The sequence below is a fragment of the Pseudoalteromonas aliena genome (assembly GCF_038155085.1).
GTDB lineage: Bacteria > Pseudomonadota > Gammaproteobacteria > Enterobacterales > Alteromonadaceae > Pseudoalteromonas > Pseudoalteromonas aliena_A.
In genome coordinates this window covers 1-14,056 of sequence record NZ_JBAKAU010000016.1, presented here as the reverse complement: position 1 = coordinate 14,056, position 14,056 = coordinate 1, and the positions used below count along the sequence as shown (strand labels likewise).

The 14,056-nt window shown below is 39.3% G+C and carries 12 protein-coding genes; 6 read left to right on the top strand and 6 right to left on the bottom strand.

What is annotated here, in order from left to right:
• Positions 1–9: 9 nt before the first annotated feature.
• The 3 genes from V6260_RS14325 to V6260_RS14315 form a co-directional block, all read right to left on the bottom strand.
• Positions 10–1,179, bottom strand: coding sequence for an efflux RND transporter periplasmic adaptor subunit (locus tag V6260_RS14325; RefSeq protein ID WP_341594824.1), 1,170 nt, complete (start codon positions 1,177–1,179; stop codon positions 10–12).
• Positions 1,180–1,460: 281 nt separating this feature from the next.
• Complete coding sequence (locus V6260_RS14320; protein ID WP_341594823.1) at positions 1,461–2,762, bottom strand: hemolysin family protein; 1,302 nt, start codon at positions 2,760–2,762, stop codon at positions 1,461–1,463.
• A 278-nt stretch (positions 2,763–3,040) separates the two neighbouring features.
• Entirely contained in the window at positions 3,041–4,150 is a 1,110-nt protein-coding gene (locus V6260_RS14315) for an arginase family protein (protein ID WP_341594822.1), read from the bottom strand.
• Between the two features lie 454 nt (positions 4,151–4,604).
• Here V6260_RS14315 and udp point away from each other — a divergent pair, with 454 nt between their 5' ends.
• Positions 4,605–5,360, top strand: coding sequence for a uridine phosphorylase (udp, locus tag V6260_RS14310; RefSeq protein WP_007375563.1), 756 nt, complete (start codon positions 4,605–4,607; stop codon positions 5,358–5,360).
• Between the two features lie 98 nt (positions 5,361–5,458).
• Here the strand turns inward: udp and cdd are convergent, their stop codons facing one another.
• Both cdd and ppc read right to left on the bottom strand, forming a co-directional pair.
• Entirely contained in the window at positions 5,459–6,385 is a 927-nt protein-coding gene (cdd, locus tag V6260_RS14305; protein WP_341594821.1) for a cytidine deaminase, read from the bottom strand.
• A 136-nt stretch (positions 6,386–6,521) separates the two neighbouring features.
• Positions 6,522–9,167 (bottom strand): phosphoenolpyruvate carboxylase, encoded by a 2,646-nt coding sequence (gene ppc, locus V6260_RS14300; protein WP_341594820.1) that lies wholly within the window; start codon positions 9,165–9,167, stop codon positions 6,522–6,524.
• A 120-nt stretch (positions 9,168–9,287) separates the two neighbouring features.
• Between ppc and V6260_RS14295 the strand changes: the two genes are divergently transcribed.
• The 5 genes from V6260_RS14295 to V6260_RS14275 all read left to right on the top strand — a co-directional run bounded on the left by V6260_RS14295 (position 9,288) and on the right by V6260_RS14275 (position 13,090).
• Positions 9,288–9,686, top strand: coding sequence for a DUF393 domain-containing protein (locus V6260_RS14295; RefSeq protein ID WP_341594819.1), 399 nt, complete (start codon positions 9,288–9,290; stop codon positions 9,684–9,686).
• A complete protein-coding gene (locus tag V6260_RS14290; RefSeq protein WP_341594818.1) occupies positions 9,683–10,405 on the top strand; it encodes an SDR family NAD(P)-dependent oxidoreductase in 723 nt (240 codons plus the stop codon). The genes V6260_RS14295 and V6260_RS14290 overlap by 4 nt, the downstream gene beginning before the upstream one ends.
• A gap of 9 nt (positions 10,406–10,414) precedes the next feature.
• Positions 10,415–11,026, top strand: a complete 612-nt coding sequence (locus V6260_RS14285) for a flavin reductase family protein (RefSeq protein ID WP_341594817.1) — start codon at positions 10,415–10,417, stop codon at positions 11,024–11,026.
• Between the two features lie 73 nt (positions 11,027–11,099).
• Positions 11,100–12,320: a Xaa-Pro peptidase family protein gene (locus V6260_RS14280; RefSeq protein ID WP_341594816.1), complete on the top strand. Its 1,221-nt coding sequence runs from the start codon at positions 11,100–11,102 to the stop codon at positions 12,318–12,320.
• A 110-nt stretch (positions 12,321–12,430) separates the two neighbouring features.
• On the top strand, positions 12,431–13,090 hold the full coding sequence (locus V6260_RS14275) for a DsbA family oxidoreductase (RefSeq protein ID WP_341594815.1): 660 nt from the start codon (positions 12,431–12,433) through the stop codon (positions 13,088–13,090).
• A 576-nt stretch (positions 13,091–13,666) separates the two neighbouring features.
• Here V6260_RS14275 and V6260_RS14270 read toward each other — a convergent pair.
• Positions 13,667–14,056: hypothetical protein (locus tag V6260_RS14270; protein ID WP_341594814.1), on the bottom strand; the 390-nt coding region annotated here is incomplete at its 5' end.

Here is a 14,056-nt window from a genome sequence, read left to right as displayed (position 1 = left end):
AACTCTCCGTTATTGCGCTTGATCGGCTTTAGCAGACGATTGAATTTCAGATGGATTCACAGGTACACCAGGGCGGATTTTTTGTAAACCTTCAACTATTAATTTATCGCCATCAATTAGGCCATCAGTAACAAGCCAATCAGAACCAATAGTTCTATCTACTTTTAATACGCGGCTTTCTACTGTGTTCTCTTTACTGACTACCATTGCTGTTGGTTCGCCTTTTGAATTACGGCTAACACCACGTTGCGGAACTAAAATAGCATCCGACTTAACACCTTCTACAATAGAAGCACGGGCATACATGCCAGGCAGTAATAATTTTTCTGGGTTTGAAAATTTAGCGCGCAGTGTTACTGAGCCAGTACTTGGATCAACGGTCACTTCGGAGAACTGTAATGTGCCTTTATGTGGATAAACAGAACCATCTTCCATAGTAAGTTCGACGTCAGTTTGGTTAGTCGAATTAACGCTTAGAGCACCTGATGATATTGCTTTTTTAAGTTGGGTAAGCTCATTACTTGATTGTGTTAAATCGATATAAATTGGATCTAGCTGAGTTACTGTAGCAAGTGCTGTACTTTGATTAGCACTGACTAGTGCACCCACTGTTACGCTTGATTTACTAATTTGACCACTAATAGGAGAAGATACATGGCTGTAATCAAGATTAATTTGCGCCGATTTTAACTGCGCTTTAGCCGTTAATAATTCAGCTTTTGCTTGCTTATATGCAGCATCTGCTTCATCAAAATCTTGTTGGCTCACGGCTTTAATTTTTAAAAGCTCTTTATAACGCGATGCTTTTGATTTAGAGCTGGCAATGCTTGCCTCTGCGCGCGCTACGCTTGCTTCACTTGCTGCTAAGTCTGCTTCAAATGTAGCTGGGTCTATTTGATACAGTGCTTGGCCTTGTTCAACCTCTTTACCTTCAACAAATAAACGAGATTGTACAATACCACTTACTTGAGGGCGTATTTCAGCAATTTGAAATGCACTAATACGACCAGGAAGTTCTTTTTTGAGAGTAATCGCTTGGCTTTTTACTGTTAGTACACCCACTGGGACAGCTTGAGGAGCTGAAGCTTGTGATTGCTCAGCTGCCTGATCACAACCAGTTAAAGCAACAGAACCGACGAGGGCTGACAATACAAATAAAGCGATGCGGGAACGCTGCATGTTAAATACCTTTTAGTTTAGAGTGAACGATCATTCTAAATTAAAAGAAGCTGATAATGAATCTTAATTAGGAAAAATTTACACAAACTTACACTATTGAGTGCAATATACGCCTTAGGTTGCACCTAATGTTAATTAGATGGAAATATAATCAAATCTATTTGAAAATAAAGCAATTAAGTACATTGAAATAATCTCTAATTTTAGTAACGATGTTTTTTACAAGCGTAAAAAAAGCCAAGCAAATACAGCTTGGCTATTTATATAAACGACTACTATTTTTAAAGGGGAGTATCGCTCTGTAGACTAATAATCCTTGAAACTAGTAACTGCTCTACCCTAATGCCTTCAACATCAACTACTTCAAACTTAAAGCCTGAAAAAGTTAAATGCTCAGCGCGTTTAGGGATTCGCTTCATATTGTAAATTAAAAAGCCAGCGACAGTTTCATAATGCATCTGATCAGGAAACTCCTCTATATCAAGTACCTTTGCTAAATCAGTAATTGGAGTTAAGCCATCTACAAGCCATGAGTTTCTATCGCGCTCTACAATTAATTCATCGCCTTGATGAGTAATTAAATCACCCATAAAGCCTTTCATTAAATCTTTTACCGTAACGATACCGACCGATAAAGCGTATTCATTAACAACAACGGCAAACGGTTTGGCTGCACTTTTAAAGGCATTTAATGCTTCTGATAGGCTTAATGTTTCCGGTAAGTAAAAAACATCTTTATCAATCAACTCATCATTTATATTGGCTGCTTCACCTTTTAATACTTGTCGTAAAATATCTTTAGATTCAACAGAGCCATGTAACTTATCTAAATTTCCTGACACCACTAAAAAGTGATTATGTGGATGGTCAATAATTTTAGTCGCAATATCATAGCTAGGTTCGTTTAAATCAAAATACACAATTTGGTCGCGTGGCGTCATTACGCTTGATAAAAACCGTGCTTCTAGGTCAAATACATTGCCAATTAATTCATACTCTTGCTTTTGTAAACTACCATATGCAGCACCCGCTTCCATCATGGCAACAATGTCCTCAGTTGTAACGTTGTCTTCTCGCTCAGCAGGCACTTTAAATAAGCGCAGGACAAAGTTAGTAACACCATTAAAAAACATCACTAGCGGAGTTAAGGCAAAAGTTACCCAGCGCATTATTGTAACGACTCTAACTGCGACTGCTTCTGGCATGATCATAGCTAAACGCTTTGGCATTAAATCGGCGAACAATATAAACAGAGATGTAATAGTAAAAAATGAGAATAAAAAGCTAATTTTTTCTAAATGTGCACCTTGATAAAAAAGCACTAAAACACTTTCAACATAGGGCGATAAAGCCTGTTCGCCCACAATACCACCCAATATCGCAATCGCGTTGAGTGCTATTTGGATCATGGCAAAAAAAGCCCCTGGATTTTCTTGTAGCTTTAATACCGCTGCTGCTTTTATATTTCCTTCATCTGCCATTACTCGCAGTTTAATTTTACGCGACGCTGCAATTGCTATTTCTGACATAGCAAACAACGCACTGATCAAGATCAATAAGCTAATCCCGATTAAATCACCCATTTAACGCTCCAATAAGTTAGCGCTTTTTTAAACAAAAAGCAGCTGGATTATAATCGGTTTTTTAAACGCAGCAATTTATATTTATTAAATACATATAAGTCTTTATATTTCAAAGTTTTTACAACTTTAATTGAAGGTTAAAAACGAGTGATTTATGCTAAAATATAGGAACAGGAGAAAGTTAATTATTTATAAAGGCTAAAGCAGTAAAAACTAGCCCTGATAAGTCTACAAGGCTAGCTATAGACGCTATTGCAACGTCGCTCTATTAAGTAGTATTACTTATTCATTGCACTAATTAAAAAGGCTGAAATTTTAGCGCCTTCTCTAAGTGTCGTTTCTGAGCTTGATTGTCCCACTAAAGAGCTGTCGGTAAATGGCGCTATCTCCATCATGTCTGCGCCAGTAATAGGAAATTCATCGGCTATAGCTGATAAAATATCAAGTGCGTGCTGCGGGGTTAAACCATTATCTTCGGGCGTGCCTGTAGCTGATGCAAACTCAGCATCAAGTGCATCTATATCAAAACTTACGTAGACTTCATCTACGTTATCTGCTTTTAGTTGTGCAATAGCGTCGGCAGCAACCGCTTTAGCACCACGTTCTATAATTTCAGCAGCCCAATGCTGCTTTATACCAAAAGTGCTTTCCCAATGCGCTTTTGGTTTACCGCTTGAACGAATACCAAATTGAATTAAATGATGTGGCGCCGGTAAAAATTCTAAAATATGTGTACACCACGAGCCAAAACATAAATCAATACCTAAGCGCTCCACAAGTAAATCGGTATGTGCGTCAAAGTGAATAATAGCCGTTCGCTTACCTTGCTCACGTTTTGCTTTTAAGTACGCTTTAGTAAGTGGATAACTAATTGAATGATCGCCACCAATACCAAACAACCCTTTGTCTTTAAACGTTGCGTAAAAACTGTTGCACACATCTTCAGTGATTGATAACGGGCTTACGTAATAGTCATTACCTTCATTACCATACAAAGCTTTTTGGCAATTAGAAATGGTTGCATCGTTTAGGTATTTATCATGAAGTAAATGTGGGATTACACGTACATCGCCTAAATCAAACGAATGACACTGTGGATGCTGATCAATTAAAGCTGAGCGAACAAACAGTGGCCCCCAGTTTGCACCACGTAAAATACCACCGCCACAATCTGAACTAATACCTAACATAACGGCTTTATGTGAAGAATTTGGCAATTCATTTAAAGACTCGCGCCACAAATTATCAACGTTTTCAGTTTGTCCATATAGTTTATTACGCAGTGCAGCTTTTCGCTCTTTTGCAGTATTTACTGTGTATACGCCATCACCCGGTGCGCACAAACAGTGCTCAACTTTGTTTTTAAATGCTTCAAATTGTATGCTCATAATAAACTCCTTCGCTTTTTATTCTGTACGTAGCTAATTACTTTTGATTAGTTATGCAAAACCATTAAAAATGCCTAAACTTCTAATGAATGCCACTTTGCTAAATAAGTCAGTGCCTAATATAAATAAGCATGTTAGCTTTTGCGTGTTCTACAAAAGACTAAGCCATTGAATTTATATGACATTAATGACATTTTGTAATCATCGATTTAATTATAGTTACGCGCTTGAGTGATACTTATTATGTCTGCTTGAACATGTCAACAGCGCAACAAGGCTACGTATATAAGTACTTGAGTGAATATTCATAGTTGATGAATAAATCAAATTTACCCTCAAAATTATTAAGGTTTTATTGGAAGAGTTAAGATAAAACGGACAATCGTCCTGTACTTGGCAAACGTTTCTAGCAATCATGCTAGATTGACAACAAATTATTATAAAAGGCTTAGCTATGGAAAAGGTATTTCACTTAGGACTATGTATTGATGATCTTAAAGGTGCAAAACTTGCGATTGTACCGGGCGACCCAGATCGTGCAGCACGTATTTCACAATTCCTAGACAACCCAACCTGCCTAGCTCAAACTCGCGAGTTTCATGTTTATTTAGGTCAATTAAACGGCCACTCTGTGGTTATATGTTCTACGGGTATTGGTGGTCCATCTACGTCGATTGCAGTAGAAGAATTAGCACAACTTGGCGTGCGTAAATTTTTACGTATTGGTACAACCGGTGCAATTCAGCCACACATTAACGAAGGTGAAATTTTAATTAGCCAAGCGTCTGTACGTTTAGACGGAGCTAGCCAACATTTTGCACCACTTAGCTATCCTGCTGTATCTGACTTTTATGCAACACAAGCTATGGTACAAGCATGTAAAAACCTAAATATCGATTTCCATATTGGTATTACTGCATCAAGCGATACATTCTACCCAGGGCAAGAGCGTTACGATACGCACTCTGGTTACGTTCCTAAATCACTACAAGGTAGCTGCGAAGAGTGGCAAAAACTGGGCGTGATGAACTACGAAATGGAGTCAGCAACATTATTTACTATGTGTGCAGCCCTTGGATTACAAGCAGCATGTGTAGCAGGCGTACTTGTTAACCGTACTCGCCAAGAAATACCAAATGTAGACCATGGTGAAATTGAGCGTAAATCTGTAGCAGTAGTATTAGAAGCAGCTAAAGTATTACTTGATTAATACAGATTATAGCACTTAGTTAGTGAGTTATTTAATTCGATAGAATGACTCGCTTTAATAAAGCACAGCTCCGGCTGTGCTTTATTGTATGCAAGCCACTATTTAAGTGGTGCGCTAATTACTTTAAGTGCTGGTAAATGCGTAAAACTAGCAAGCACAGCTTTTGCCACTTGCGACTGGTTTTCATGACCTGCTGTTTCTAGTAATGTTATTCCCTTCACCGTACTTTCGTTAAAGCTAAGCCCAGCTAAAAAGAACTGACTTACTGCACTTTGTAGTGGCGATAAACTTGGGCTGTAAGCTGCATTTTCGGCGTAACTTCCGTAAAAATCACCATCACTAAATGTACTTATTTTTACGGCGCTAAAGTTTTGGCTGTAAGGCACGTACGCATTAAGTGCAAAACGCGCAAGGGTTTCATCAAGGCCATCAAAGCTAAACTTTCCTTGCTGTGGTTTTGGGTTAAATAAGCTAAATTCGTTACCTAAATCTGTAGGTCCAAATGAATGCGGCAGTAATTCTGCAAGTTTAAATTGCTGAGTAGGAAGTAAAATATCAAACTCTTTCGCATCCGCTAATTCGTTCATAAACTGGCGGCAATATCCACACGGTGCATCGCTAATTGCTATTTTAACTATTTTTTTAGCGCCGTTTAACCAGGCGTTATTTATAGCCGATTGCTCTGCATGAACCACTAAACTCAATGCTTGATGATCAAATTCTACATTTGCACCAAAGTAAAAGTTTACCTCACCATTTTCATCAAGTGCTTTAACAATTGCGCCTACGTGAAAATCTGATACCGGCGCGACGGCATACTCAGAAGCTAAAGGCACTAAACCTTGTAGTAATACATCATCAGACACATTAAGCTGCGCGCATAAAGCTTTAATATTATTAGAATTTAATATGCCACGTTGTGATTTTAATTGACTACGTAATGACGCTGTTTGCGCTACGTTTAATGTGATGTGCGAATTTGTAAGTGCTGTATCTTGCTGTACAGTAAAAGTTGCTGAAGCCATAACATTTTTTAATTATTCAATGGCTCAGTAGTTTAAAAGGTTAGGATGTTAAATACCAGCCTATTTAACGCAAAAAAAGGGAGCACATCGCGTGCTCCCTTTTAATACCAATAGGTATACCTAACAAAATAAAGTATTAGCCGGTATTACGCATACCTGCAGCTATACCTGTCATCGTGATCATTAATGCATTATCAATGTCACCTTCGTTGCGTTTTTCCTCTGAGCGAGCACGGCGTAAAAGCTCAACCTGTAATAGGTTAAGTGGATCAGTGTACGGGTTACGTAAACTAATCGACTCTTTTATCCAAGGTTGTTCGGCTAGTAGGCTTTTTTGCGGGCTAAGTGATTGCACCAAGCCAATTGCTTCTTGAAGCTCTTTACGAAGTGTTGCACCCAATGGTTTGTACATATCTTCCACTAGCGCATTATCGTAATGCTCACTCAACCAGCAGTCGGCTTTACTAAATACCATTTCGAGCATTTCTAGGCGCGATCTAAAAAATGGCCACTGTAAGCTCATTTCGTTTAGAGTTTCTACACCATATTGATCAAGTGCAGCTTTTAAGCCGGTTAGCGCGCCTAACCATGCAGGAAGCATTAAACGGTTTTGGCTCCATGCAAAAATCCATGGAATAGCACGCAGGCTTTCAACCCCCCCATTAGGGTTACGTTTTGCAGGGCGTGAACCTAATGGTAACTTAGACAACTCAAGCTCAGGTGTGGCCATTCTAAAATAAGGTACAAAGTTTTCATCGTGACGAACTACATTACGGTAGTGCTCACACGACTCCTCACTTATTAGCTTCATTACTTCGCGCCATTGTGATTTTGGCTCCGGCGGCGGTAATAAGTTACTTTGCAGTACTGCGCCTGCGTAAATATTTAAGCTTTGCAGTGCTACATCGGGTAAACCAAATTTAAAGCGGATCATCTCGCCTTGTTCGGTTACACGCAACCCACCTTTTAACGAACCTGGCGGTTGTGAATGCAGCGCTTGTGCAGCAGGTGCACCACCACGCCCTACTGTGCCACCACGTCCGTGGAATAAAATAAGTTCAATACCACGCTCATCAGCAAGTTGTACTAGTTTATCCATTGCTTCGTACTGCGCCCAACCTGCTGCCATCATGCCGGCATCTTTAGCAGAATCTGAATAACCAATCATAACATTTTGGGTGTTTTTAATGTGCCCGCGATACCAAACATTATCAAGTAATGTAGTAATTACATCACTGCCTGCGTTTAAATCGTCAAGTGTTTCAAACAATGGTGCTACTGGTAAATCAAAGCTACAACCGCTTTCTTTAAGAAGTAGTTGTACTGCTAAAATGTCTGATGCTGTTCGCGCCATCGAAATAATATACAAGCCAAATGTTTGTTCGTCTTGCTTAGCAATAACATCAAAGGTATCAAGCACTTCTCGAACATCTGGGCTTGGCTGCCAATGTTTTGGAATAAGCGGTCTGCGAGAGTTAAGCTCCGCAAGTAAAAATGCTTGCTTGTCTTGCTCTTGCCATTGGTTATAGTCACCTAAACCTAAATAACGAGTCAGCTCAGAAAAAACATCGCTGTGACGAGACGAATCTTGGCGCACATCGAGTTTAGCTAAACGCAAGCCAAAGCTATTAATACGATACAGTAAATCAAGCAATAAGCCATCAGCAACTACTTTCATATTACACTTTAATAACGAGCGATAGCAGACCTCTACAGGGTGTTTAAGCTGATTAATATCGGTGATTAAATCTTGTGAATCGCTACGCTTATTTTTAATTTTAGCGCCCAAGTGAGCCACGGTCTCTGCAACTTGATTTTTAAGCTTTTTGATCACTGCTCTATATGGTTCAAACTCTTGCCCTGCAAGCTCAACAAGCTCATCACTGGCATCTGACATAGATAATTCAGCGCATAACGTTTTTAAGTCTTGGATGTATAAGTTAAGTGCCATCCAACGACCATGGTCAAGCACCTCTGCTGTTACCTGCGATGTTACAAATGGATTACCATCACGGTCTCCACCCATCCAAGATGTAAACTCAATTGGGCTGTAGTCTATTGGTAATTCTAAGCTTAATTGCTCTTTAACATTGGCTGAAAACTCACGTAAAAAACGTGGAACAGCATGCCAAAGACTGTTTTCGATTACCGCATAACCCCATTTGGCTTCATCTACTGGCGTTGGGCGAGAGCGACGAATATCGTCGGTATGCCAAGCTTGGCTAATCAGCTGTTCAATGCGGTTTAAAATGTTGTCACGCTCTTGCGGTAAATTATCTTTTCGCTCAAGCGATGCTAAACAATCACTTAGTTCAACGTGCTTATTAATAATAGTACGGCGCGTCACCTCAGTTGGATGAGCGGTCAATACTAAGTTTATGTGGAGTTTTGAGAGTGTTTCGGCCAAATGATTACTGTCTAACTGGCCTTGTTCTGCTTTTGTAACTAACGTTTTTAATGTTTGAGTGAGAGGATTTTGTTGACCAAAGCCAACGTCATTAAAACGCGAAACAGTATGAAATTGCTCTGCTACATTAGCAAGGTTTAAAAAATGATTAAATGAACGGGCAACCGGCAAAAGCTCTTCGTCACTAAGCGCATGGAGTACTTCTATTAGCGCTTGTCTGTCGTCTTCGTTACCACTGCGAGATGACTTTGATAAAGCTCGAATTTCTTCTACTTTATCTAAAATCGCTTGGCCTTGAGCATCTTTAATTGTTTGTCCTAGAAGTTGCCCTAGTAAATTTACATTTCCTCGCAAGGCGGCATATTGTTCACTCATTTCTCAGTCTCCTTTGTTTCGTGGAGTGCTATTAATATCATCATGAGCGCATATTTAATAGATCCATTTGCAATGCTATGTCGTAAAAAAGTATATGAAAAATAAACGCTAAGCTATTTTATGATCATTTTTTACGATGGTAATTGCCCATTATGTAGCACCGAAATGACTAAACTTAAACAGGCTGATACCGATAACAACATCAAACTTGAAGACCTAAATGCGCCCGATTTTAGTGAGCGTTATTCATATGTTGATAAAGATAAAGCAATGACTCATTTACAAGCACAAACAAATTCTGGTGAAATGATATATGGCCTTGATGTTACTTACCAAGCATGGAAAGCGGTTGGCAAATATACATGGTTGAAAATTTTTCGCTTGCCAGTAATTCGTTTTTTCGCAGACTGCGGATATTTATTCTTTGCAAGGTACAGGCACCCGCTTAGCCGTTTATTAATGCCTAATACTCAGTGCACTAACGGCCAATGCAGTATCAAATCGAAAGGTGCTAAATGAATATGATTGTTTTATTTGGCGCAAGCAGCGCCATAGCAAATGCATATATAGAGCATCTACAAATAAACACGCCTACTCACCAAGTCGTTTGTATTAGTTCAAAAAGTATTGAATCTGAGGGAAGCATTGTTCATTTTCAAACCGATTACACAACACAAAGCTTAGCGCGCGTAACTGCTTACTTAAAAGAGCAAAATGCTAATATACAACAAGTTGTTATATTTAACGGTACGCTGCATAACAAAACCCACATGCCCGAAAAAAAACTTGAAGATATAGACGCTGAGTATTTCAACCAACTTCTAAACTCAAACACGCTAACCCCTCTGCTTTGCCTGCAAAGTATTTTGCCACTTTTAACACACAAAACGCAGTGCACTATTACCGCACTTAGTGCGCGTGTAGGCAGCATTAACGACAACAAATTAGGCGGTTGGTATACGTATCGCGCCTCTAAATCAGCACTTAACATGCTATTTAAAACAGCAGCGGTTGAGCTTGCACGTCGCGCTAAAAATACTAAGCTCGTTTTATTTCACCCAGGAACTACCGATACAGCGCTTTCAAAGCCATTTCAAAAAAATGTACCCGCAGGAAAACTTTTTACAGCTGAATTTGTAGCAAAACAACTTTTTACATTTACGTTTAATAACCCCCATTTAGAACTCAATGGTGAACCGGCCTACTTAGATTGGCAAGGCGAAACCATACCGTGGTAAGGACCTTTAATGCATTTTACTAAAGAGCGCATAAACGCACTTGAAAAACACACCCGTACTCATTTAATTAACTCGCTTTCGGGTTTTAAAAGCGCCAACTTAATTGGCACGCAAGATAAACAAGGCAACACCAACCTTGCCATTGTTAGTTCGGTCATTCATTTAGGCGCTCACCCACCGCTAGTAGGTATGATAATGCGCCCCAATAGTGTGCCGCGCCATACATTTGAAAACATAATCGACACCGGTAGTTACACTATTAACCAAGTTAACAAAGCTATTTATAAACAAGCGCATCAGACATCGGCTCGATATGATAAAGGCGAATCGGAATTTGATGCGACCGGTTTAACGCCAGAATACCTAAATGAATTCACAGCCCCATTTGTGCAAGAATCGCGATTAAAATATGCGGTAAATTACGTTGAGCACCAACACTTAGCTGTAAATGGTACAGAGCTTGTTATAGGTGAAATTACAGATGTGTACTTAGACGAGATAGCACTTCAAAGTGATGGTTTTTTAGATTTACAAGCTATTGAGACTGTGGCTGTAACGGGGCTTGATAGTTATCATACTAGTAATAAATTAATGCGCCTGCCTTATGCAAAAAAACCTTAGCGTGCATGTTGTCGCATTATATTGAATTACCTCTTCACATTACGCACAATGCCTAAAAACCAAGGAGATATTTATGGCCACACTAGGCGTTGGTACGCAAACAAGTGAACAAGCACTAGCAAGTTTAAGTAATATGACTTGCAAGGTAGCACCCATACAAGTAGATGAATATTTACAGCGTATTGCTAAAGCTCAAGCTTATATGCAAGCAAATAATATTGATGCTATTTATCTAAACGCAGGTACAAACCTTACTTATTTTACAGGCATGAAATGGTACGCCAGTGAGCGTATGGTTGGGGCTATTTTACCTGCAATAGGCGATGTACAATACATTGCCCCTTATTTTGAAATAGGCACACTAAACGGTTTTAAAGTGGTTGAAGGTCCTATTCATGGATGGCAAGAGCACGAAAACCCTTATGCACTCTTTGTTAGCGTATTAAAGCAACTAAACATTAATGACAATGCCACCATAGGCATTGATGAAAGTGCGCAGTTTTTTATATTTGATGGTATTAACAAAGCGCAAAAAGGCTTAAACATAATCAATGCACAAAGCGTTACTGCACATTGTAGAATGCATAAATCAGTAAACGAATTATCGCTTATGCAATGCGCAATGGACATGACCTTAGCTGTACACCAAGCAACTGCTAGCATGCTTTACGAAGGTATTACCACCACAGAAGTGGAAGCCTTTATTAAAAAAGCGCATCAAAAGGTAGGTGCACCAGGTAACTATTTTTGTATTGTTTTATTTGGTGTTGCAACGTCTTTTCCGCACGGTGTTAAAGACCCTCAAGTACTTAAAAAAGGCGATATGGTACTAATTGATACCGGCTGCAAAGTACACGATTACCTATCGGATATTACCCGTACTTATGTATTTGGCGAACCAACAATGCGCCAACGCATGTTTTGGGATCATGAAAAAGCAGCGCAAATGGCGGCATTTAATGCCGCTAAAATTGATGCTACGTGCGAAGACGTAGACGCTGGCGCACGTACTTATTTAGCGGCGCAAGGTTTAGGCCCACAGTATCAAACACCCGGTTGCCCGCATCGTACTGGCCATGGTATTGGCTTAGATATTCACGAATGGCCCTACCTAGTAGGTGGAGACAAAACCCCACTCGCACCTGGCATGTGTTTTAGTAACGAGCCAATGCTAGTAATACCCGATGAATTTGGCGTACGTTTAGAGGATCACTTTTATATGACCGACAACGGCCCTCATTGGTTTACACAGCCAAGTTATAGTATTGACGACCCGTTTGGGCTTAACGCTTAAACCCCTTATAAAGAGCAGCCATTAGCTGCTCTTTTTAGTTTGAGGATTGATAAAGTGCAGTTCATCCCAATATCGTTTGTTATACCAAAGCAATCCTCAAAAGGATAAATATGAAAAACTTTAAAATTGATATAGTTTCAGACGTAATGTGCCCATGGTGCGTGGTAGGTTATAAAAACCTAGAAACTGCACTAGAGCAACTTAAAGACGAAATGAGCGCAGATATTACGTGGCATCCTTTTGAACTAAATCCAGATATGCCAATTGAAGGTCAAGACTTAAACGAACACTTAATGCAAAAGTACAACCTAAGTGAAGAGCAAGGCGACGAAAATCGTAAAAACATGTTCGAAGCCGGTCAACGTGCTGGATTCACCTTTAATTTTGACGGCAAACGCATCATGATCAATAGCTTTGATTTGCATCGTTTATTAATGTGGGCACGTGAAGAAGGTAAGCAAACCGAGTTAAAACTCGCCTTTTTTGAAGCGCACTTCACCGATTTAAAATACTTAAATCAAGAAGAAGCACTGCTCGACGTTGTTGAAAAGGTAGGTCTTGATAAAGAAACTGCACGCAGTATTCTACATTCAGACAAATACGTACAAGACGTACGCCAAGAGCAAGACCGCTTTAAACAAATGGGTATTACGTCAGTACCTACGTTTATCATCAACGATAAATATGCACTTACTGGCGGACAACCAAGCGACTCATTCATTCAAGCACTAAAACAAATTAGTGAAGAAGAAGCCAAGCAAGACGCTTAACGAGTTAAATAGTTGTTTAACACTTAAAAAGGCTGCACATTGCAGCTTTTTTATTGCGTATAAGTAAGCGAACAATAATCACTTTACTATAAATTTATTAGATATTTTATCGTCAACATACAGCACTGAATGCGTGTGGTTATTCGAAACATCACAAGCGATTTATCTCTAACACAACCTCTAAGATTCTCGTAAATGAACTTCACTGTATAAAAATCAGGATGTGTATCTGTAGTGGTCAACTAATTTCAGCTGATGAGCAGAACGCTCAGGCAACGCGATTTTCGTCTGCGTAAAAATTTAAGTTAAACACGTAGGTGAGTAGAGCGTAGCGAAACCCAACGAATATTCAATATTAGACAACTAGCCTGGCAGAGAGGGGAGAAGGTAACCACCACTCTTCAAATATATTTAAAAACGGTGGTCGGATAAGCAAAGCGCCATCCGACACAGTAACTTATTTGAGTGTCGACGCACATAAATAGCTAATTTATATAGCAAGAAAAAGTAAGACAGGCATCTTAATTGAACAAGCAAAGCTATCCCAATATAAGATGGGTGTCACGTTAATTTTTTTTATATGCCAACTACTAACCAACTGTAAATTATAAACAAACATACACCATAACCAGGTATACAAAAAGCTAAAGGTATACCCCAATGATAAATTCTTTGACTAGGAAGTTTGTCTTGAAACACAAATGCTATGGAAAAAGTGATTGTGCCAATTATGGTGATAATGAATAAGCCTAATGCGCCAAAGGCTAGAAATAGAGCGGCTACAAAAGCTCCTGCATTTCCTGAAGCTGAATCCATTTTAGGCATAAAATCTAAATAGTAAAATACTGAAACAATTACGCTTAATAATGTTAAAAACAATAATGTTTGATAAGTACGCTTCATGATGACTTTGGCATATAGACATAATGACTCCCACACGGTGTTAGCCTCCGCTTTTCGTGGGTT